The organism is Natronincola ferrireducens (assembly GCF_900100845.1).
Lineage (GTDB): Bacteria > Bacillota > Clostridia > Peptostreptococcales > Natronincolaceae > Natronincola_B > Natronincola_B ferrireducens.
The window spans coordinates 33,225-55,261 of the sequence record NZ_FNFP01000002.1 but is presented as its reverse complement, the minus strand read 5'-3'; the positions used below and the strand labels follow the sequence as shown (position 1 = coordinate 55,261).

Below are 22,037 nucleotides of genomic sequence, written 5' to 3'. Positions count from 1 at the left end.
CAGCATGTTTAAATTTCTTAGATTCTAGATGGTAATATTACTTGACTATAAATGGAGGGGGCTTAAATAATCTATAATGGTAGCTCTACTGTAAAGATCGAACCCTCTTTTAACCTGCTTTCTACATAGATACTACCACTGTATAAATCAATAATACGCTTCACCAGGGATAGACCTAGACCGCTGCCTTCATAAGAATGAGCTTTATCTCCTTGATAAAACTTTTCAAAAATACGCTCCCTAGTTTCTTCACTCATACCTATGCCATAATCTATAATTTTCACTTCGATAATTTCATCTATTTGTTTCAGTTGGATATTGATTGTACTATTGCTATGGGAGAATTTAATAGCATTACCTATGAGGTTAATCCAAACCTGTTGAAGCAGTTCTTCATCTCCTAGATACTGAATTTTATCAAGATGAATATCAAATTCAATATTCTTTTTATTCCATTGATGCTCAAGAAGCAAGATGCTTTTTCTAATTTGTTCATCTAAAGAAAAAGTAGCTTTTTTCTCTATAATCTCCTGATTTTCAAGTTTTGAAAGCTTTAGTATATTAGATGAAAGGTTGGATAATCTCGTTGTTTCTTCAATAATAATATTTGTATATTCTTCTCTTTCCCTCTGAGGTAAATCCCATTTCTGCAATAGTTTAGCAAAACCTTGGATGGATGCAATAGGTGTCTTAAACTCATGGGATACATTGGTGATAAAATCCTTCCGAAGATACTCGATATTCTTTAGTTCTCTTGTCATTTTGTTGAAATTCTGAGTTAGCTGTCCAATTTCATCATGGCTTTTGTTTTGAACCTGAATGTCAAAATTACCCTTTGCAACCTCTTGGGTAGCAGCAGTTAGTTTTAATATTGGTTTAACCACTCTTCTAGCCAATACGATAATGAGTAAGGCTCCTATAGTAACATATAACATTAGTGAGAACCATATCCGAGATGCAATAATTTTAAAAATGGTATTATGGGGATGAAGGCTTATTTGAATATAAGCATCGTTTACCATAAGTATTGTAACAGGGTCATGAAATCTACCCTTAGTCAAAAAAACAATTTTATTATCTTTAATATGCTTTAGTTCTTCTTCAGTTATCTCTATCAAACCAATATCCTCAACGCTAGTGATATCATACATAGAAGTCGGCATAATATTAACGATTTTCTCTATACTTAAATTTGTCTTTTTTTCTAATTCTAATATAGAAATTGCTATTTCCTTTTGATTTAACTGTATTTCATTTTTAATATCTTTCGTATAAAGAGTTGATCCAACAAAGGATAATGCAGATGAGGCACAAATAAGAAAAATAAAAAACAAAGCTAGCTTTAAAGTGATTTTTTTCATGTTTTTATCTCCGCTTTATAGCCCAGCCCTCTAACTGTGACAATCTCAAACTCATTGCAATCAGAAAACTTTTCCCTTAATCGCTTAATATGAACATCTACTGTGCGTTCATCAGTTTCTGCCTCCATCCCCCATATTTCGTCCATTAATTGTTGTCTTGTAAATATTTGTTTAGGATAGCTCAGAAGCTTGAATAAAAGATGAAATTCTTTTTTTGGCAAAACTATTGAATTCCCTTTGTTATTCACAGTTAAAGTATTATAATCAAGCTCTATTTCACCAACTACTAATCGAGACTCATTAATGATGCGAGATCGACGTAATAAGGCAGCTACCCGCAAAACCATCTCATCCATATCAATGGGTTTTACCATATAATCATCGGTTCCCACCAAAAATCCCTTCTTTTTATCTTCTAGGGTTTCTTTGGCTGTTACCATTAAAATGGGGAGGTTATAATTTGATTTTCTCAGGGCCTCCGTCAAAGTATACCCATCCATATTTGGCATCATAATATCACTAATAATTAGATCTATATGAGTAGTATCTAATATCTCTAAAGCTTCTAATCCATCTTTTGCATTTAAAACATGATACCCCCGTTGCTTTAAGACAGCTATCATGAGTTTCTGTAAGTTTTTGTCGTCCTCCACTACTAGAATATTCACCATTTTTTACCTCTTTCCCATATTGTTCTTAAAAAAACGTAACAACACAACAAAGCTATCCCATAAATTCATTTATATATATTTAATTCATCAATGATTTTGGGTTTAATTGGTATTTATTTTGCATGCTACTTAGTCCCTCATAGTCCTATTATAATCATCTAATTATGAACTGAATATGAACTTTACAGTCTAAACTATATATTCAATACTTAAGAAACAAAATCATTAGATAGAAATTATGTATTTATAAAGTTAAAATTAAAAGAGTATTGTCTTTTAAAGTTGCTAAATGACAATACTCTTACTTTATTAATATCATTTCCCTAACCCTTAATATATATGAATTAGGAATCTATGTCTATACTATTTGTTTCATTATTTATTTTTGAAGATGATTAATTTGTCCCTGGGCTACTGCTAACAAAATAGACCAGTCACCATTTTTTACTATTATGACACATCTCCTGAAGCTTATGGCTTAATCATACAGTCAAAACACTACTTGTTTCCAATTACTAATCATTTATTCTTCTGCCATAACAACCCTTTAATCTTGCTTTATGTTCATACATAGCTTTATCAGCCTGAGTGAATATAGCATATATGCTTTCACTTTCATTTTTTATATAAAAAGCATACCCATAAGCGATTTCAATTTTAATAGTACGTTTTTCATTTAAATTTGCTAATAAATTAGTTAATTTTTCCAGTCCACGGTCAACTGACTCCTTGGTAATCTCCTCGCAAATAATACAGAATTCATCTCCACCAATCCTAAAGGCCTTCCCAAGAGTGGCAAAACTTTCTTGTATAATTTTAGCAGTATAGAAAATGATTTCATCTCCAGCTTTGTGTCCATGATTATCATTATTCTTTTTTAAGTTGTTAATATCCAACACAACAATGGCAGCATTTTTATCATCCTTAGAATATTGTTCCATTTCTTTTTCAAAAGCTACACGATTTTTAATTCCAGTTTGAATATCATATTTAAACTGTAGCTCTCTCAGCAAAATATAATATAGCAGCAATGATATAGCCATACATCCCCAAATTAATAGTAAGTCTTTAAAAATAATCTGAAAAATTGCTCCCAGAATAGGCATAAAAAAGATTAAAACTAAAAGTTTTCTATTGTCAATTTGGTATTCATCTGTGTTTCGTTTAAAGACAATCATTATCAAAATAAAATAAAAGGTACTAACTATCGTCGGCAGCATAAAAATATTTCCACGTAAATAGTGATTTTGACCATCAACGAAAAAGATCCAGCCTGTACTATAGCTTAGAATACATATTAAGGTATTAATAAATAAGGGTATAGCTAGTAAGCACTTATTAAATGTTCTTTTTTCATTATTATCATAGAACATAAGAAAAATAAAGGGTACTACAGGACTCAAAGAAAACCCTATAATGTTTGCAATACGATGGAATACCACGAGTTTGTTATTTGTAGAAAGGTCCATTAAAATAGTAAATATTTCCAAAATAAGCAAAATTATAGTTACCACTGACACCGATATGTACATTTTATTTTTTTCATTATTGATGACTGGATTCCTTTTAGCCAAACATATTGTTGAACAAAGGGCGACAATAGCAAGAATGTCCGTACTGATTGATGCTGAGATCTTCATTTTCCTCACCTCAAAAACTACCTAAATGTTAAACTCCAATTTGGTGCTACTATGATTTCGTTTTATTTTTATCATCTATTATATATTATTTAATCAATATTTTATATGAGTTAAGGAATAAATGAATAATAAAGCTTCTCCCTCCATTGCAGATTATGAAACACTTTATTCATCAAGAATCCTTGAGGTTAATGCCACATAAAACATCAATAAGTCATGAGTAACCCGACCTGACTATAATTCCGTCTATTTACTATACCTGAAGGTAGTTCTCCCATCTTTGTTCATTTATTAATATAAGTTCAACCATTTTTAAATATTTTATGTCCAATTAGCTCCAAATGGACTTCTCCGAAATGCTCATAGTTTTTAACCCCATCTCCAATCATGATCGACACGGTCACAATTTGAATGTCGCTGCTTTTTTTGTATTTAAGCAAATTCCATGCCAGGGGGGCCCAACCAACAATAACATCGTCCGACGTTTCATGAAGCAGGCTGTCAATCCCCTCAGCCGTCATCTCATTCCATAACGTGTAATTTTTCTTCCCCTGAATGGCGCAAATATCCCTGACAACGATCTTTCTTATATGCTTCCACTGTTCTGGGTAAACTCGGTTTCTACACCTCGTACATATCCGATTGTAATAAAAACCCCCCGAAACTAACACACATTTTACACTACTATTCTACCATAAAAGTGTTTCATAAAACCTATTTTTTATTAATTTTTTTGTTCCATAATACAAAAAATCAATAAAAAAAGGATATTATTTCTTAAAATTACTAAGAAATAATACCCTTTTTTTGTTTTATATAAATTCCACCAAAACTTTAATATATAAAGCTTTCATAGCTTTAATAAAACTATTTTAAATCCTATTTCCTTTGGTCCTTGTTGTTAATAGCCGCCTGGGCTGCTGCTAATCTAGCAACAGGAACACGGTAAGGAGAGCAGGATACATAATCAAGATTTAATAGGTGACAGAACTCAATGGAATTAGGATCTCCTCCATGCTCTCCACAAATACCAAGTTTAATATTGGGTCTAGCTGTCTTTCCTAGCTTCACCGCTATTTCCATCAGCTTACCTACACCTTTTCTATCAATTCGTTGGAAAGGATCCTTCTCTAAAATATTTTTTTCCTTGTACTCCCCAATAAACTTCCCAGCATCATCTCTAGAATATCCATAGGTCATTTGGGTTAAATCATTGGTACCAAAGGAGAAAAACTCTGCTTCAGCAGCTATTTCATCTGCAGTTACAGCGGCTCTAGGTATTTCTATCATAGTCCCTATCAAGTACTGAAGATCAGCCTTTCTTTCCACTAGTATCTCTTTAGCAGTTCTTTCAACAATTCCTTTTACATATTGGAATTCCTTTATTTCTCCTATTAGAGGTATCATTATTTCTGGAATGACATTTATGCCTTCCTTCTCCTTTACAATAATAGCCGCTTCTATTATTGCTTTTACCTGCATTTCATAAATTTCAGGGTAGGTTACAGCTAATCTACATCCCCTATGTCCTAACATTGGATTCATTTCCTTTAAATCGTTGACAATCTCCTGCAACTGATAATAAGAAACTTCCATTTTCTCTGCCAATTGCTTTATATCTTCTTCATCATGAGGTAGAAACTCGTGTAATGGAGGATCTAACAATCTTATAGTTACAGGTCGAGGTCCCATCGCTTTAAATATTTCTGCAAAATCTTGCCGCTGCATTGGCAACAGTTGCTCTAAAGCATTTCTTCTAGCCTCTTCTGTTGTAGATAAAATCATTTTTCGAATTGCATAAATTCTGGATTCCTCAAAAAACATATGCTCAGTTCTACATAATCCTATTCCTTCTGCCCCGAACTCTATTGCTTTTTCAGCATCTCTAGAGGTATCGGCATTTGTTCTAATCTTTAATTGTCTTATATTATCTGCCCAGGTCATCAGTTCCACAAAGTTTTCTGTTAATTGGGATTCTGTTGTAGGGATCTCACCTTCATAGACAATCCCTTGATTACCATCTAAAGAAATATACTCTCCTTCTCTATATAGTCTCTCTCCTGCCTTAAAGAATTTGTTGGATTCCTCAATTCTAATCTCTCCTGCACCAGCTATGCAGCATTTTCCCATTCCTCTAGCTACTACAGCTGCATGGGAGGTCATACCACCTCTAGCCGTTAAAATACCCTCTGAGGCAACCATTCCCTCGATATCCTCCGGAGAAGTTTCCATTCTTACAAGAATTGCTTTTTCTCCTCTGTTTTTAGCCGCCACCACATCTTCTGGTGTAAAGTAAATTTTCCCTGTAGCTGCCCCTGAAGATGCTGGTAAACCTCTAGTGATTTCTGTTGCTTTTTTCAATTCTTCTTCATCAAAGGTAGGATGTAGTAATTTTTCTACCTGCAGTGGATCTATCCTCATAATTGCTTCTTCTTTTGTCAATCTTTCTTCCTTCACCATATCCACTGCTATGTTTACTGCTGCTAGGGCTGTTCTTTTGCCATTACGGGTTTGAAGGATATAGAGGTTGCTATTTTCTATTGTAAACTCAATATCCTGCATATCTTTATAATGCTCCTCCAATAGATTTGCTACCTCTAAAAATCTATCATAGGCCTGTGGCATTTTACTACGAAGCTCTTCAATAGGCTTAGGAGTTCTAATCCCTGCAACCACATCCTCACCTTGAGCATTCATTAAGAATTCTCCAAAAAGCTTCTTTTCTCCAGTGGAAGGATCCCTTGTAAATGCTACTCCAGTGCCAGATGTTTCACCCATATTACCAAATACCATAGATTGAATATTTACAGCAGTTCCTAATGTATCGGAAATATCATTGAGATTTCTATATACCTTTGCCCTTGGATTGTTCCAGGATCTAAATACTGCTTCAATTGACATGAAGAGTTGATCCTTGACATCTTGGGGAAAATCTATGTTCTTTTCTCTTTTAACAATAGCCTTATATTCTTCTATGATAACTTGTAAATCTACAGCTGTTAGATCTGTATCCTCTTCAATGTTTTTTTCATCCTTTTTCTTTTCCAATATACTATCAAATTTGTATTTAGGAATTTCCAGTACAACATCCCCAAACATTTGTATGAATCTTCTATAGCTGTCATAGGCAAATCTTGGATTGTTCGTGGCAGAAGCTAAACCCTCAACTGTTTCGTCATTTAATCCTAAGTTTAATATGGTATCCATCATACCTGGCATAGAAATTGGACTGCCGGAACGAACGGAGACTAAGAGGGTATTTTCAACTGCCCCTAGCCTTTTTCCCATCTTTTCTTCTAGGTTGGCTAAATGGTTTAAAACCTCTTCCTTTAATTCATTCCATAATTTTTCACCTGCGTTATAGTACTCATTACAAGCCTCTGTTGTTACAGTGAAACCACTGGGAACAGGAAGACCTATTTTGGTCATTTCTGCAAGGTTAGCTCCTTTTCCCCCCAGTAAAGACTTCATTGCTGCAGTTCCCTCATTGAAGCTATATACATATTTTTTCAATTAGAACACCTCCATATAATATCTATGTAATCTAAATTTAGAATTTATCTACCATTTATAAGCTTGTAGCCAATTTCTCTAAAGATTTCTAAAATAATGCTGGCACTTTCCTCCACTGCTTTGCTGGAAACATCTAGAACAGGGCATCCTAATCTCTTCATAATATCATCAGCATACTCTAATTCCTCTAAAATCCTTTCTATGCTGGCATAGTTGGCTTCACTTTTTAGCCCTAAAGCCTTCAATCTTTCTTGACGTATTTCTATAAGCTTCATAGGATTGGTGGTCAAGCCTATAACTTTTTTAGATGGAATTTCAAACAATTCCTTTGGTGGTGCCACCTCTGGTACTAAAGGAACATTGGCTACCTTAATATTTTTATGAGCTAAATACATACTCAGTGGGGTTTTAGAGGTTCTAGAAATTCCTATTAGCACAATATCAGCCTTTTTAAGACCTCGAGGATCTTTACCATCATCATACTTCACTGCAAATTCAATGGCCTCTACTTTTTTAAAGTACTTTTCATCAAGCTTCCTAATAAGGCCTGGCTCCCTTTTAGGAGTTGATTTCAATACATCACTAAGCCCCTGAATAATGGGAGACATGATATCAATAGATGGTATATTGGCTTTACTACTTTCTTCTACTAAATAATCCTTGAGTTCCTGTACCACCATAGTAAATATAATAATGGATCTTTGCTGCTTTGCTTCCTCAATCATTTCACTAATCTGTTGTTTTTCATTAATAAAAGGAAACCTTCGAATTTCATAATTGTCAAACAGAAATTGACTCACAGATGCCTTTGCCACTTGTTCGGCTGTTTCTCCTATGGAATCCGAAACAATATATATCAGTAGTTCTTCTCTATCCATATAACTCCTCCTACTCTCTACATAGCTCAACAAGTAATTTTGCCATGTTACTTTTTGAAATTTTACCTATAACCTTTAGCTTTTCTTTTCCCTCATCAACAAGTTTCTCTACAACCGGTAAACTGTCTACCTCATGCTCTACTATTTTATTCACCGCTACCCAAATGCTTTCTTCGGGGAATATGGTGGTAATATTAGGCATGCGGGTCATCACCATAGCCACTGGAACTTTGTTGATATCTATACCCCCTATGGCATTCTTTAAAAAATCCTTACGGGAAACCACTCCTACTAATATGCCCTCCGATACTACATAAATTGTACCTGTATCTTCTAAAAACATCGTTACGATTGCATCGTAAACAGACATCTCTTCTGTCACTACCACCGGCACTGACATAATATCCTCTACCCTAATACTCTTAATCTGTTGTTCTATTAGGTTGACGTGGGGTCTTCCTGTATAAAAGTAACCTACCTTAGGCCTTGCATCCAAAACCCCTGACATTGTCAGTATAGACAAATCTGGTCGGAGGGTTGCCCTCGTCACCTTTAATAGGGTAGCAATATCCTGACTGGTTATAGGTTGACTTTTTTCAACAATTTCAATAATTTTTTTTTGTCTACTTGTAAATTCTATCAAAATCACCTCTTTATGTGTTACTCTATTCTGTATATATGTTATACTATATAATTAATGTATCATACTTTTTTTAGTTTTGCTATACTCTTTTTAAATTATTCTTCAAAAAAATATCAGTTAAGGTATAAAACCTCAACTGATAATACATTAATTATTAGAATTTCAATCTTTCATCTAAGTATGTTTCTAATTTGTCGATAGAAATTCTCTCCTGCTCCATCGTATCCCTATGACGTATAGTTACGCAGTTGTCTTCTAGGGAGTCATAGTCAAAGGTGATACAGTAGGGAGTTCCTATTTCATCATGACGTCGATACCTTTTACCAATGCTTCCTGCTTCATCATAGTCTACCATATATTTTCCTGCTAGCTTCTCATAAAGCTTTAAAGTATCCTCTTTTAATTTCTTTGTTAAGGGTAGTACCGCTGCTTTAAAGGGTGCTAGAGCAGGATGCAGCTTTAATACTACTCTTGTATCCTTTTCGTCTATTACTTCTTCTTCATAGGCATCCACTAAAAAGGCTAAGGTAACTCGATCAGCCCCTAGAGAAGGCTCTATGCAGTAGGGTATATACTTTTCATTTGTAACAGGATCTTGATAGCTAAAGTCTATGCCAGAATGTTCACTATGCTGCTTCAAGTCAAAATCTGTTCTATCGGCTATACCCCATAGTTCCCCCCATCCAAAGGGGAATTTGAACTCTATATCTACAGTGGCATTACTATAATGGGACAGTTCCTCTTGAGAATGCTCTCTTAAACGAATGTTATCCTCCCTCATGTTTAAGCTCAATAGCCAGTCCTTACAGAAGTTTTTCCAGTATTCAAACCAATGTAGATCCTCCCCGGGTTTACAGAAGAATTCTAATTCCATTTGCTCAAATTCTCTTGTTCTAAAGGTGAAGTTTCCAGGAGTAATTTCATTTCTAAAGGATTTACCTATCTGTCCAATACCAAAAGGTACCTTTTTTCTAGAGGTTCTCAAAGCATTTTTAAAGTTTACAAAGATACCCTGAGCTGTCTCAGGTCTCAAGTATATTTGTGTACTACTATCCTCTGTTACCCCTTGAAAGGTTTTAAACATAAGGTTAAATTGGCGAATATCTGTATATTCGTTGGCACCACACTCTGGACAATGGATTTCCTTATCCTTTATAAATTCCTTCATTTTGTCATTACTCCAACTATCTACACTAATTTCATCAACATTTTCACCTTGAGCCTTTAAATAGTCCTCAATCATTTTGTCAGCCCTAAATCTAGCTTTACACTTCTTACAGTCCATTAAAGGATCATTAAAGCCTCCAACATGTCCCGACGCCACCCAAGCTTGGGGATTCATTAAAATAGCTGAATCTAAACCAACATTATAGGGGCTCTGTTGGATAAATTTTTTCCACCATGCCTTTTTTACATTGTTTTTTAATTCTACACCTAGAGGACCATAATCCCATGTATTAGCTAGTCCACCATAGATTTCAGAGCCTGGGAACACAAAACCCCTAGACTTTGCCAATGATACTATCTTTTCCATTGTTTTTTCCTTTGTCATAATAACTCTCCTTCTACTTAAATTTTCATCAAAAAATAAAGCCCTTCATCCCTAAAATTAGGGACGAAAGACTATCTTCCGCGGTTCCACCCTAGTTGGTACAGAAGTACCCACTTTGTGATATCCAGCTCAAAAGCTCCCTTCATTGATGAATTACACCGGGCTTTCACCATCCCCAGCTCGCTTTTGTAATCTTATCAACTACTCCTCTTTCTCATAGCTGTTTATGTATAATTTTAATTTAAAATTTATCAAATTATCCTGTAGTTGTCAATAGAGTTTTTTAAAAATCTCCTCTATTTGCATCTAAATATCATCTAAAATATCGTCAACATCTTCCATTGAAGCACTACCCTTTATCTTACTTTTAAATTCTTCTACCTTTTCCTCAGCAATTTCATTTAAATCCACTACATTACCATCTTTTTGAACAATTTCAATCTTGGTTTTTGTTACTAATGCAGCAGATATGCCAAGTAATGAAGCTACCGGTGCCAAAATAACCCCGATAGCACCTGCTGTTACAGGGATATTTAATACCACCTCGTCGTCCTTTTTTAAAATAACCCTTGTTACGTTTCCCCTTTCAATGACCCTCTTTAGCTTTTCCATCATGTCATTGCCTGCCATACTCATATTTTTTGTCCATTTTGATCCAGTCTCTTCTTCTAAAGCTATTAATGCTTCCACTACATTGCCGCCAGTGCTTTCCAATGCCTCTTTTGCTTGTTTATAGGATACTCCAGTTCGTTCTCTAATAATGTCAATTTTTTCAAGATTAATATCCATTGTTTTCTCTCCTTCCTATAATTTATCGGCTAAGTCCATACTTTTAAAGTCATATTTATTAATATGTACCAATATGGATTGTTTTAACAATTTTTTTAATGCTTCATTTAAAAAATCGCTTATTTTTAGTTTTTGAATTTCTTTTATATCTTTTGCTTGTAAATACTTAGCCAGACGAAGGGTTATTTCTGAAATGTTCATGGCATAGGGATCTACTGTAAAACAAGTGTTACATAAAACACCGCCCTCACTGGGACTAAATCTCCATTGAGGAGATTCTGTCTTTGTACAGTTTACGCAACAATATAATTCGGGTTTAAAACCACAGTAGTTTAAATAATTTAATTCAAAACCTCTAATGATAGTATTCATCTCTATATCTGACTTTGTCAATAAATAAAGGGTTGTTCCTAAAAGATTAAATAATCTATTATTGGTTTGTCCTTCATTGGTGACAGCCTCCACTAATTCCACCAAATAAGCAGCATAGGATAGTTTTTTCACATCCTCCCTTAGCTTATAAAAAATTTCTTTAGACTCACATTGGGTGACGGTATATAAACTTTTTCCCTTATAAAGAATAAATTCACTATAGCAAAATGGTTGTACTCCAGCTATCAAAGTGCTTTTAGGCCTTCGGGCTCCCTTTGCTATAGCATTAATTTTTCCTAGTTTTCTTGTGAATATGGTCAAAAGGCTATCAGACTCTCCATACTTTTTATTTTTTAATACAAAGCCTTCTGTTTTTACAATCATGCTCCTAATCTCCCACAGATTTAATCAAACTCTATATAGAGTTTGTTTTATTTGTTTGAAACAATTGTATATCTACATTAACCTTTTGTTCTTCAGTAATTTCTGTATAATTACTATATTCTTTACAGTATAGATAGGCTTGAATATTACCTGTTTTTTTAAATATGCTCCACATTTTTTTACTTAGCATAACAAGTCCCCTTTCCTGTTATTTTTTATCAAATAAATAACTACGTAATATTATTTTTAGATTTATCGGGACTTGTATACATTGAAAAATTTGTAATTCCTCTTTTTATTCGTATCCTAGGGTTTTTAAAGTATTTTGATTGTTTCGCCAATCTTCTTTTATTTTTACCCATAGTTCTAAGTAAACCTTTGATCCTAAAAGCTTTTCAATATCTTCTCTAGCACTTTTTCCTACACCCTTTAGCTTTCTACCCTGTTTACCAATAATAATGCCTTTATGGGATTTTTTTTCGCAATAAATCGTAGCATGAATATCAATGATATCCTTTCCTTCTCTTTTTTTCATCATAGCAGTTTCTACTGCTACCCCATGGGGAACTTCTTCATGGATATAGTGTAGTATCTTCTCTCTAATAATTTCTGCCACAATTAATCTTTCTGGTTGATCTGTAATCATATCTGCAGGAAAATATTGGGGGCCAACAGGAAGAAACTCTACAATTTTGTTTATAAGAACATCTAAATTTGCTCTCTCCAAAGCTGATATACCAACAATATCTGCAAAATTCCCTTTAGCCTTATAGGCTTCATATAACTTGTTGAATTGTTCTTGGTTCATTTTGTCAATTTTATTCATAACCAATATGACAGGAGTATCAATCTCCTTTAGTTCCTCCATGATAAAAGCATCTCCAGGTCCTATGATGGTACTATCATCCACTACGAATAAAATAGCATCCACTTCTCCTAAAGTATCCTTTGCTGCCTTCAGCATATAGTCCCCCAACTTATGCTTAGGCTTATGTATCCCCGGTGTATCAATAAACACGATTTGGAAATCATTTTCTGTATAAACACTTTGAATTTTATTTCTAGTGGTTTGAGGTTTATCCGACATAATGGCAATTTTTTGTCCAACAACTTCATTCATTAAAGTAGATTTTCCTACATTTGGTCTTCCGATGATTGTTACAAATCCTGATTTAAATGTCATTACAACAGCTCCTTTTTGATGTTTGCAAATCCTCTGGAGAGAAGGACTTAGGTAGCAACTCTTCTATGGTAAATACTTGGTAATCTTCTTCAGTTTTTCCAATAATTAATTTGATATTTTTTCCGTATTCTACAATCACCTGTCTACATATACCACAGGGAAACGTGTATTCATTTTCAGCACCCACCACTGCAATGGCTTGAATTTCTCTATCTCCCTCCGAAACCGCCTTAAAGATAGCAGTTCTTTCAGCACAATTTGTTCCACCATAGGAGGCACATTCAACATTACATCCAGTATAAACTCTCCCTGACTTTGTTAATAGCGCTGCTCCTACAGGAAAATTTGAATAGGGAACATATGCTTTTTTTTGTGCTTCCCTAGCTTTTTTTATAAGTTCTTTATACTCCATCTTTATTTCCTCCTCGTATACTACTGCAATTGAATTTCTCTGTTTTGAGGGAATATGGCAATCCAGGTTTTCCCTTTATTTAGTTTTAACGGATTCCCATTAATATCCTGAAACTGGGTAGCTGTGTCATAGGTGCTTTTTTTCCACACAATGGGCATGGCTTTGCCATTACTAATGTATAGACCCTTACCGCTGCCTATCAGTTCTATTTCTCTTCTTCCTTCAGCATCCCCTGAAATCACCCGAATGTCGGCATATTGAATAATAATATTTTTAGTCTCCAACTGCTGGTTATTGTTTTCATCAATATGAGGTTGTTCTGACTGATATCTTTTATAAAGCTTAGTTTCTGGATTGTACTGAAAACTGCCAGTATAATCCTTAGAAAAAGGGATAATAACTATATCTGCTTTTTCCCCCTCTGGTGTCCATTCCTCCTCCATGAAGTTAAGCTTTCTTTCTAGACCTTCTTTAACTTCTTTTCTATAGCCTACTGCTTCCCATCCCTTCATAATACCCTCTGTATTAGTATAGAGACTATGCTCAAACATCCCCCTTTGCTTAGATCTAACTGGATCCCTCCATGCCATAATACCCTCTAGATAGGATAAAGTGTTTAAGTTAGCAGGCTTCAAATTTTTAATAGCTTGAAATGCCTGAGGGCTTCCACCATGATGAACAAAGACAGCATCATGATCAAAAGCAAAATTTAAATAATAATGTCGAGTACTTCGAATAGGTCCAATTTTTTCAGCATTAAAATCTTGAAAAACTGCTACCAATCTAGTAATGTTTCCTTCTGCTAAGGTTTCATACATAATATCCGCTTGAGATATACCACTTTGAGGCAAGGCTGCCTTCATATTGTTTATCATTACAGCTACTGGTCTTCTGATTGCAGCTTCTTTATCAATCCATAATCCAGTAAGGGGGTTAATAGCCATTCCTTCAAAGGATTCTTTTTCTTCTTCCAACTCTATAACTACTTCTTCTATTGGCTCTTCATCAATTTCAGGCTTTTTACTACATGCCAGCATTGTACCTATTAAGCCTATGGCTAGTATCCCTATTACAATTCTTCTCCAGTGCATTTGTCCTCGCCCCTTTTGTATAAATTTATCCAGCAAGTTGAAAAAATATAATTGTTATAATAATTCCCAGCACACTTCCCACCACTACTTCAAAAAAACTATGAATTTTGCTCTCTATCCTACTTTGACATACCAATAATGCCATCAATACAGATAGAGTTGCTATAAACATGTTTTCTGAAATAAATGTAATAGCTGTAGCCAAGGAAAAAGCCACTGCCCCATGACCACTGGGCATCCCCCCTTGAACCGGAGTCCCTTTACCAAAATAAGCCTTTAAAGCAATGGTTGTAAAAATGATAATAATTAGTACAATAAAGGTAATATGTATGGATGATTGCCTCACACGGGTTAAAACCGTATGAGTATAGGGATTTATCCTATGGAAAAATATTAAATAAGCTACAATAATGGCGTTAATGGATGCAATCAAAACCCCACCAGCAGCTACATTTTTAGCTATTTTAGCAAAAATATGGTATTTATCAGTAATCAAATCAATAGCAGCTTCAATAGATGTATTAATCATTTCCGTAATAATAACCATAGATATAGTTAAAAACAATATCAACATTTCTATTCTAGTTAAATCAAAGAATAGACTTAAAGCTAAAACCACTACAGCTACAAAAAAGTGAATTTTCATGTTTCGCTGGGTTTTGAGGGCATAAATAATGCCCTCAAATGCATAATTAAAACTTTCAATGAGCTTTCTTACTTTCATTGTTTTATAACCTCATTTACTCTCTTTTTATTCCCAGTTTATTTAATACAGCTTTTTCTTTCCCATCCATTATCCTTCTAGCCTCTTCATCCATATGATCATACCCCATCAAATGAAACATACTATGGGTTGTCAAAAAGGCTATTTCGCGTTTTAGAGAGTGTTGGTATTCCTCTGCCTGCTCTACTGCCTTTTCTACAGATATAACAATATCCCCTAAGATCTTTTCTTCTGTCATAGGACTGTTGTCATCTACCATGGGAAAGGATAAAACATCGGTGGCACAATCCTTTCCTCTGTAGATTCTATTAAGTTCTTGAATCTCATGGTTGTCTACCAGGGATAAGCTAACTTCGTAATCTTCATCCCAACCTTCATAGACCAAACACTCCTCTACTACCTTCGTCAAAATTTCTATTAAGTCAGTTTCCAAATTTACTTTGTCTTGTCTATTGTCAATTATTAACTCCATAGGATTTTCTTCCCTTCAATTCTTTTATGTCTGTATCAGGATATTCAATACGCTCATGGAAAATACCTAGCATCACCTTAACAAAGGTTTTTTTGATAACGTCTAGTTCCTTTAAGGTTAAATCACTCTCCTCCAATTGTCCGTCCATTAACTTGTCTTCTATAATCTTATGGATTAGCTTTTCAATTTTATCCTTTGTGGGACTTGAAATACTCCTTACAGCAGCCTCTACAGAATCTGCCAACATAACAATGGCGATTTCTTTGGTTTGGGGTTTAGGTCCCCCATAACGAAAGCTTTGTTCATCTACATTTTCCCCATGTTCACTATTTTTTGCCTTATGATAAAAATATGCCACCAACGTATCTCCATGATGCTGCTCTATAAAGTCCATTACTTCCTTAGGTAATTTATGTTTTTTAGCAAGCTCCATCCCATCTTTAACATGTCCAGTAATGATCAAACTGCTCAAAGAGGGCGTTAATTTATCATGGGGATTTTCAGATGTTAACTGATTTTCCTTGAAAAAATAAGGTCTTTTTATTTTCCCAATATCATGATAAAAAGCTCCTACCCTAGCTAATAGAGAATTGCCCCCCACAGCATCAGTAGCTGATTCACTTAAATTGCCTACAATAATACTATGATGATAGGTTCCAGGAGCATCTATTAATAGCTTTTTTAATAGGGGTTGATTTGGATTAAACAATTCCACTAGCTTTAATGGAGTGACGACTCTAAAAAGATACTCCCATAATGGTAGGGTACCTACTGTTAGTATGGAACAAAACAGACCATTTAAAACCCCATAAAATCCATACATCAGTACTTTTATAACTTCATTACTATTAATAAAACCAATCCCTATAATGGTTGCAATATTGATAAAACTAACAACAATTCCCGATAAAAATATAGCAGCCCTTTGTTGTGTATTAATTACACTAAAAACCCCTGCTGTGCCACCTAAAATTGCCATGACAATAAAAATAATGTCATTACCAGTGATAATGCTAATCAAGATTGTTAAGCAAAGATTTACTAATAGAGCTAATCTAGGTTCTATGAGAATAGATAATAACATTGCTGATACAGCCACAGGCATAATATAAATAGATATATTGGCAACACCTTTAGAAATAATAAGGGTGCCTATCATAATGATCCATATCATCAGGAGTTTATCAGTTTTTTCAAAGGTTTCCCTATTAAAGAAATAGATATAGGCAATCATTAATATCTCTATAACCAATACAATAGAAGCTATTCCTAGGTACAACATGATATCTATTTTATTGTCATCGGTTACAATGGCCAGTTCCCTTAATAACTCCAGTCTGTCATAGGTAACTATATCTCCTTCCCTTAGGATTTTATCTCCCTTTTTAATTATAATTCTATCGGCACTTTCTACGGCTTCCCTTCGCAGCTGTTCTGTTGTTTCTATGTCAAAAAACATATTGGGTCGAATAGTTGCATTTATAATGGAAACTCCTAATTCCTTTAAGTCATCGTTAAACTCTTCTATGTTTAGAATATATTGCCTCATGGTGTTTTTTGATTTTTGAAGATCCTCTACTTTAATACCAGTATTCATATTTTGTGCAATAATTTCATAAATATAGGTTTCTAAATAATTGATTTTATCTAGGGGTTCATTCAGAGCAGTTTGTAAATCTTCTCTAGTAAGATTTAAAGGATTTTCTTCCTCTAGAGAAGGTTTCTCTACTACTTGTTCTGCTTCTTGTATTTCATCAGATTCTTCTACGTCTTCATAGCTTCTCACCCTATAGACCAACTGAAAAAAAGCTTCAATGTCCTTCTTCACCTCGATGTGTACACCTGGGTCGAAGCTATAGATTAACTCTACAGATTCCAATGCTTTTTCCCTGAGCTTTTGGGTCTCCCACCTATCTTCTATATCCTTAGGTGAGAAGATATCCGATGGAGATCTTTGGCCTAAGGATACATCGAATTTTTGAGGTTTTAAGCTAAAGACCAATAGAGAGAAAACACTTACAAAAAATAGAATGGCCAAAAGAATATGCTGCATTCTTTTCCCTTGCCATAGTTTTGCAACGAAACTTTTTGAAAGCTTACTTACCCATTTGTTTATAACATCCATACTTTTTCCTCCTAGGTTTATTACTTACCCTATTAAAGTATTTTTACTTTCTTTTTTTATTTTCAACGATATCGTAAGCTTTAATGATTTTTTGTACTAAAGGATGTCTTACAACATCTTTTTCTGACAAATAACAAATTCCTATTTCTTTTATATCTTTTAATATAGCAACAGCGTGTTTTAACCCTGAAAATTTTCCCCCTGGTAGATCAATCTGAGTAATATCTCCTGTTACAACTGCCTTTGAGCCAAAACCTAGTCGGGTCAAAAACATTTTCATCTGCTCTTTTGTTGTATTTTGTGCTTCATCAAGGATAATAAAGGAGTTATCTAACGTTCTTCCCCTCATATAGGCTAAGGGCGCTACTTCTATTAAGCCTCTTTCCATATATTTTTGGAATTTCTCTGGTCCTAAGATATCAAACAGGGCATCGTAAAGGGGTCTTAGATAGGGGTCCACCTTGTCCTTTAAATCACCGGGTAAAAAACCGAGGCTTTCCCCAGCCTCTACAGCCGGTCTCGTTAAAATAATTTTATTGACTTCATCATTTTTGAAGGCCTTTACTGCCATAGCCACTGCTAAGTAGGTTTTTCCTGTCCCAGCAGGACCAACACCAAAGGTTAGTACCTTATCATCTATTTCTTCTAGGTAGTTTTTTTGCCCTAAGGTTTTAGGTTTAATAGGTTTGCCCTTGGCTGTTATGATAACAGCATCCCCCATCAAATCCTTTATTTTGTCCTGATCTCCATTTAAAAGCATGTGGATAATATAGGTTACATTTTGGGTGGTTAAATGTTCACCCTTATTGGCTATCTTCTCTAATTCATCAATTAATTTTTCTCCATTTTCTAAATCTTTCTCTTCCCCTACTAATACAATATCTCCTTCTCTGGGAATAATATCAATATTTAAATATTTATTTATCAGTTTAATATTTTCATCAAAATTTCCAAAAAGTTCTTTAAGAAAATCCATGTTTTCAATATTTATTCTTCTTTGTTGTTGTTGATTTTCCAAAAATAATCCTCCTTAAATTATAATTTCTTTTGTGTAGCTATATCCTCTAAAACTTCAATGATGACATTTCCATATAGTATGTTATTTTTAATTGTAAACTCTGTATTGCTATTTAAAATTTCTAATTCTTTTGGAATTTCTTCCAATATTTCTTCTATAAGGGCTTCATGTAATAGATTCTTTGCATCTGTTATATCCACCTTCTCTTCTACTTCAATAGCTTCATAAATTTCTTCTGTTATTATTTCCACAGGTAGGCCTTTGCCCCTCCATTGAAAAGGTTTTTTAGAGGACTTTTCTAAAACATACACTTCATAGGGGTTTGTTTCCCCATTTAACGCTAGCTCTAGTGCACCAATTTTTACCCCTCTTCTCATCACCTTTTCTCCTGTCTTTTCTTTTTTGACTTTTAGAAGCTTCATTGATTTGTTGCCTTCATAATAGGTTTTAGCATAAACCTCTCCATAGGCATGTATATATAGGGGGGTTTCCATCCCTTCCCTCTCCACAATACCCGTAATTAAAAGATCTCCTTCTGCTACAATGTCTCCCTTTTGCACCAAAGCATCTCCATTTCTAGCAATTACCTTTTCAATAACACCATTCTTTTTAGCAATTACATCACAGGGAGTATTTTTATCAATCCTAGGGGGTGGCAGTGTTTTTTCTACTACTTCTATTTTAGCATGAATTCCTTTGATTTCTATACCTACCCATGCAAGTTCATGGATATGAATTAATAAACTATTTTCAAGATCCCTTAAATTTATGAAGTACCTATTGGCTCCTATAGTCAAGCCGGATTCTCCTAATGTTGTCAATATTTCCTCAGTTGATATGTTTTCGTTACCCATAACATCTATTCTAAAAATAAAAGTAGATAAAACCAATAAAAGTATTAAAGAAAAAAATGCCCCCAACACAAGCATTTTTCTTTTCTTGACTTTGCTAAACCAAAATGGATATCCATTTTTTTCAGATATATACATTCTACAGCCTGCTCTTCTTACAAGCTTACGAAGAGCTTTAAAGCCTCCGATTCCTACCTTCGCCTCTAAAGTTGTATAATTAAGTCTTTTGATGTCCCATAAATAAATGTCTCTAGCTATGGCCATATTGATAAATTTTTCTAATGATAAGCCTTCTATTTTTATAATAACATAGCCTCTAAAATAATTCCATAGTTTCACCATTAACAAAGCTATCACTCCCTAATCTGTAAATTCCACCTGTTGGATATCCCCTACTATAATGATTTCTTCTTGAACAATATTTTTTAAAAGTAAGTTTCTCCCTAAGATTCGCAATACACCACTCTTACTATTAATTCGGATTCGATTGCTGGTATACTCAATAATTCCCTTATGGTTTTCAATATATATTTGAAGATTGCCAATCATAGTAATTTTGGGTATGTCTAAAATAATATCCTTTGGCAGCTCTAGAATTTCAGCTAAGCTTTTTTTAACTTCTTGATTTTTTTTCATGCGACACACCTCCCCATATATTCAATTTTTATGCTTCATTATTTTTATGTAGACCTTTTTATTGCATAAAAAATAGAAGATCCATAAGATCTTCTATTTTTTAAGGGCTTTAGGTTTACCCAATATCTCTGACATGATGATTCCTTGAAGTAGGGTTTGTTCATCAAAGGATAAGTTATTATTTGAAATACTTTGTTGAGTTTCATTGGTATATACAGGCTTTATAGGTGTTGACCTCTCTTTGGCTTTCTTTTTATCTACGTCATATCTAATTTCTAATTCTTTATCATTAATATGCTTTTGATATTCATTTCCATATTCATACTCATATTTTTCATTATAAGATAAGTCTTTTGTAGTTTCTTCTATAGGTTTTGGGTTATCTTCTCTTACTTCACGGGTAATGGACTTTTCTTTAAAAACCTCATTAAAATCGGCTCTTAGCTCTTGAATCAAATCACCAAAGCCACCCTCTCGTCTTGTAACAGTAGGCTTGGGTTTGTCAAAGGAATGATCTTGTCCTCTATCCATCTCATTTTCATCTAAGCCCCTTGGCCTTCTAGAAGTTTTTTTAGCTCTTTTGTCTTTATTAAATACGGAGCTTATAATAACAAAAACTATAAATATTAAAATACTTTCCACAGCTTCATCACTTCCTTTTTAAACGACTGTGGTATCAGCCTTATTCCTTTAATCCTGCCTAAGTCTATTTTTTAGTATCTTTCTTTTCTTTATCATCGTCGCTTGATTTATTTACATTGGATATAGCTTCCCTCATGTTGGTATCAGCTAAGATATTTTTCATGTTGTAATAGTCCATTACCCCCATTTTTCCTTCTCTTAGGGCTGTGGCCATAGCTCGTGGTACTTCTGCTTCTGCTTCTACAACCTTAGCCCTCATTTCCTCAACAGCTGCCTTCATTTCCTGCTCCTTTGCTACCGCCATAGCTCTTCTTTCCTCTGCCTTAGCTTGAGCAATTCGTTTATCAGCCTCAGCTTGATCAGTTTGTAAATGGGCTCCAATATTTCTTCCGATATCTATATCTGCAATATCAATTGATAGAATTTCATAGGCGGTTCCTGCGTCCAAACCTTTGTTTAGAACGGTTCTGGAAATTAAATCAGGATTTTCTAAAACATCCTTATGGGTAGCTGCAGAACCAACGGTTGTTACAATACCTTCACCTACTCTGGCAATAATAGTTTCTTCCCCAGCACCACCAACAAGTCTTTCAATATTGGCTCTAACAGTAACCCTAGCCTTGGCCATAACTTCTATACCATCTTTAGCCACTGCAGCAATTTTGGGAGTTTCAATAACCTTAGGATTAACACTTACTTGAACAGCTTGAAGTACATCTCTACCAGCTAAATCTATAGCTGCTGCCCTTTCAAACTCAAGGTTGATATCTGCCCTTTGTGCAGCTATCAATGCATCAGCCACGTTGTTAACGTCCCCTCCCGCAAGATAATGGGCCTCTAACTTATCAATACTTAAATCCAAACCTGCTTTCGTTGCCTTAATCATAGGATTTACAATACGTATAGGTAGTACCCTCCTAAAACGCATACCGATTAATGTAAAAATCCCTATTCTTACTCCTGAAAAATGAGCTGTAATCCACAGACCTACTGGAACAAAACTTAGTACAATAGATAGCAATATAAATCCAATTGCTATTAAAATTAATAATGGAATCAATCCTTGCATGTAAAACCCTC

General features: G+C 34.4%; 21 protein-coding genes and 1 other annotated feature. All 21 genes read right to left on the bottom strand.

Features of this window, described 5'->3' with window-relative positions:
* Nucleotides 1–71: 71 nt before the first annotated feature.
* Entirely contained in the window at nt 72–1,361 is a 1,290-nt protein-coding gene (locus tag BLS22_RS05705) for a HAMP domain-containing sensor histidine kinase (RefSeq protein ID WP_090551835.1), read from the bottom strand.
* Entirely contained in the window at nt 1,358–2,032 is a 675-nt protein-coding gene (locus BLS22_RS05700) for a response regulator transcription factor (protein ID WP_090551831.1), read from the bottom strand. Before BLS22_RS05700 ends, BLS22_RS05705 begins: the two co-directional genes overlap by 4 nt.
* A 515-nt stretch (nt 2,033–2,547) precedes the next feature.
* Nucleotides 2,548–3,672, bottom strand: coding sequence for a GGDEF domain-containing protein (locus BLS22_RS05695; RefSeq protein ID WP_090551827.1), 1,125 nt, complete (start codon nt 3,670–3,672; stop codon nt 2,548–2,550).
* 879 nt (nt 3,673–4,551) lie between these two features.
* Complete coding sequence (ppdK, locus tag BLS22_RS05685; RefSeq protein ID WP_090551820.1) at nt 4,552–7,185, bottom strand: pyruvate, phosphate dikinase; 2,634 nt, start codon at nt 7,183–7,185, stop codon at nt 4,552–4,554.
* A gap of 44 nt (nt 7,186–7,229) precedes the next feature.
* Nucleotides 7,230–8,063, bottom strand: coding sequence for a pyruvate, water dikinase regulatory protein (locus BLS22_RS05680; protein ID WP_090551816.1), 834 nt, complete (start codon nt 8,061–8,063; stop codon nt 7,230–7,232).
* A 10-nt stretch (nt 8,064–8,073) separates the two neighbouring features.
* Nucleotides 8,074–8,712 carry a transcriptional regulator CcpN gene (locus tag BLS22_RS05675; RefSeq protein WP_090551812.1) on the bottom strand — a complete coding sequence of 213 codons (639 nt, stop codon included), beginning with the start codon at nt 8,710–8,712 and terminating at the stop codon, nt 8,074–8,076.
* A gap of 148 nt (nt 8,713–8,860) precedes the next feature.
* Nucleotides 8,861–10,258 carry a glycine--tRNA ligase gene (locus tag BLS22_RS05670; protein ID WP_090551808.1) on the bottom strand — a complete coding sequence of 466 codons (1,398 nt, stop codon included), beginning with the start codon at nt 10,256–10,258 and terminating at the stop codon, nt 8,861–8,863.
* A 56-nt stretch (nt 10,259–10,314) separates the two neighbouring features.
* Nucleotides 10,315–10,485, bottom strand: a binding site (T-box leader).
* A gap of 79 nt (nt 10,486–10,564) precedes the next feature.
* The gene (locus BLS22_RS05665; RefSeq protein ID WP_090551804.1) at nt 10,565–11,047 is read right to left on the bottom strand and encodes a DUF4342 domain-containing protein; all 483 of its coding nucleotides are present in this window, start codon (nt 11,045–11,047) and stop codon (nt 10,565–10,567) included.
* A gap of 15 nt (nt 11,048–11,062) precedes the next feature.
* On the bottom strand, nt 11,063–11,803 hold the full coding sequence (gene recO / locus BLS22_RS05660) for a DNA repair protein RecO (protein ID WP_090551801.1): 741 nt from the start codon (nt 11,801–11,803) through the stop codon (nt 11,063–11,065).
* A 31-nt stretch (nt 11,804–11,834) separates the two neighbouring features.
* Entirely contained in the window at nt 11,835–11,993 is a 159-nt protein-coding gene (locus tag BLS22_RS14830; protein ID WP_143011256.1) for a YqzL family protein, read from the bottom strand.
* Between the two features lie 105 nt (nt 11,994–12,098).
* Nucleotides 12,099–12,986 carry a GTPase Era gene (era, locus tag BLS22_RS05655; protein WP_090551797.1) on the bottom strand — a complete coding sequence of 296 codons (888 nt, stop codon included), beginning with the start codon at nt 12,984–12,986 and terminating at the stop codon, nt 12,099–12,101.
* Nucleotides 12,976–13,398 carry a cytidine deaminase gene (locus BLS22_RS05650; protein WP_244269478.1) on the bottom strand — a complete coding sequence of 141 codons (423 nt, stop codon included), beginning with the start codon at nt 13,396–13,398 and terminating at the stop codon, nt 12,976–12,978. The genes era and BLS22_RS05650 overlap by 11 nt, the downstream gene beginning before the upstream one ends.
* Before the next feature lie 20 nt (nt 13,399–13,418).
* Complete coding sequence (locus BLS22_RS05645; RefSeq protein ID WP_090551789.1) at nt 13,419–14,489, bottom strand: DUF3048 domain-containing protein; 1,071 nt, start codon at nt 14,487–14,489, stop codon at nt 13,419–13,421.
* Nucleotides 14,490–14,514: 25 nt separating this feature from the next.
* Nucleotides 14,515–15,213, bottom strand: coding sequence for a diacylglycerol kinase (locus BLS22_RS05640; RefSeq protein WP_090551786.1), 699 nt, complete (start codon nt 15,211–15,213; stop codon nt 14,515–14,517).
* A 16-nt stretch (nt 15,214–15,229) separates the two neighbouring features.
* Nucleotides 15,230–15,685 carry an rRNA maturation RNase YbeY gene (ybeY, locus tag BLS22_RS05635; RefSeq protein WP_090551783.1) on the bottom strand — a complete coding sequence of 152 codons (456 nt, stop codon included), beginning with the start codon at nt 15,683–15,685 and terminating at the stop codon, nt 15,230–15,232.
* Nucleotides 15,669–17,810, bottom strand: a complete 2,142-nt coding sequence (locus tag BLS22_RS05630; RefSeq protein WP_090551779.1) for an HD family phosphohydrolase — start codon at nt 17,808–17,810, stop codon at nt 15,669–15,671. Before BLS22_RS05630 ends, ybeY begins: the two co-directional genes overlap by 17 nt.
* Nucleotides 17,811–17,853: 43 nt before the next feature.
* Nucleotides 17,854–18,786 carry a PhoH family protein gene (locus BLS22_RS05625; RefSeq protein WP_090553266.1) on the bottom strand — a complete coding sequence of 311 codons (933 nt, stop codon included), beginning with the start codon at nt 18,784–18,786 and terminating at the stop codon, nt 17,854–17,856.
* Between the two features lie 59 nt (nt 18,787–18,845).
* Nucleotides 18,846–20,021 carry a sporulation protein YqfD gene (gene yqfD / locus BLS22_RS05620; RefSeq protein WP_244269499.1) on the bottom strand — a complete coding sequence of 392 codons (1,176 nt, stop codon included), beginning with the start codon at nt 20,019–20,021 and terminating at the stop codon, nt 18,846–18,848.
* Between the two features lie 18 nt (nt 20,022–20,039).
* Nucleotides 20,040–20,315, bottom strand: a complete 276-nt coding sequence (gene yqfC, locus BLS22_RS05615; protein ID WP_090551773.1) for a sporulation protein YqfC — start codon at nt 20,313–20,315, stop codon at nt 20,040–20,042.
* 93 nt (nt 20,316–20,408) lie between these two features.
* Complete coding sequence (locus BLS22_RS05610; RefSeq protein WP_090551769.1) at nt 20,409–20,957, bottom strand: hypothetical protein; 549 nt, start codon at nt 20,955–20,957, stop codon at nt 20,409–20,411.
* A 64-nt stretch (nt 20,958–21,021) separates the two neighbouring features.
* Nucleotides 21,022–22,026, bottom strand: coding sequence for a flotillin-like protein FloA (gene floA, locus BLS22_RS05605; protein WP_090551767.1), 1,005 nt, complete (start codon nt 22,024–22,026; stop codon nt 21,022–21,024).
* Nucleotides 22,027–22,037 lie beyond the last annotated feature (11 nt).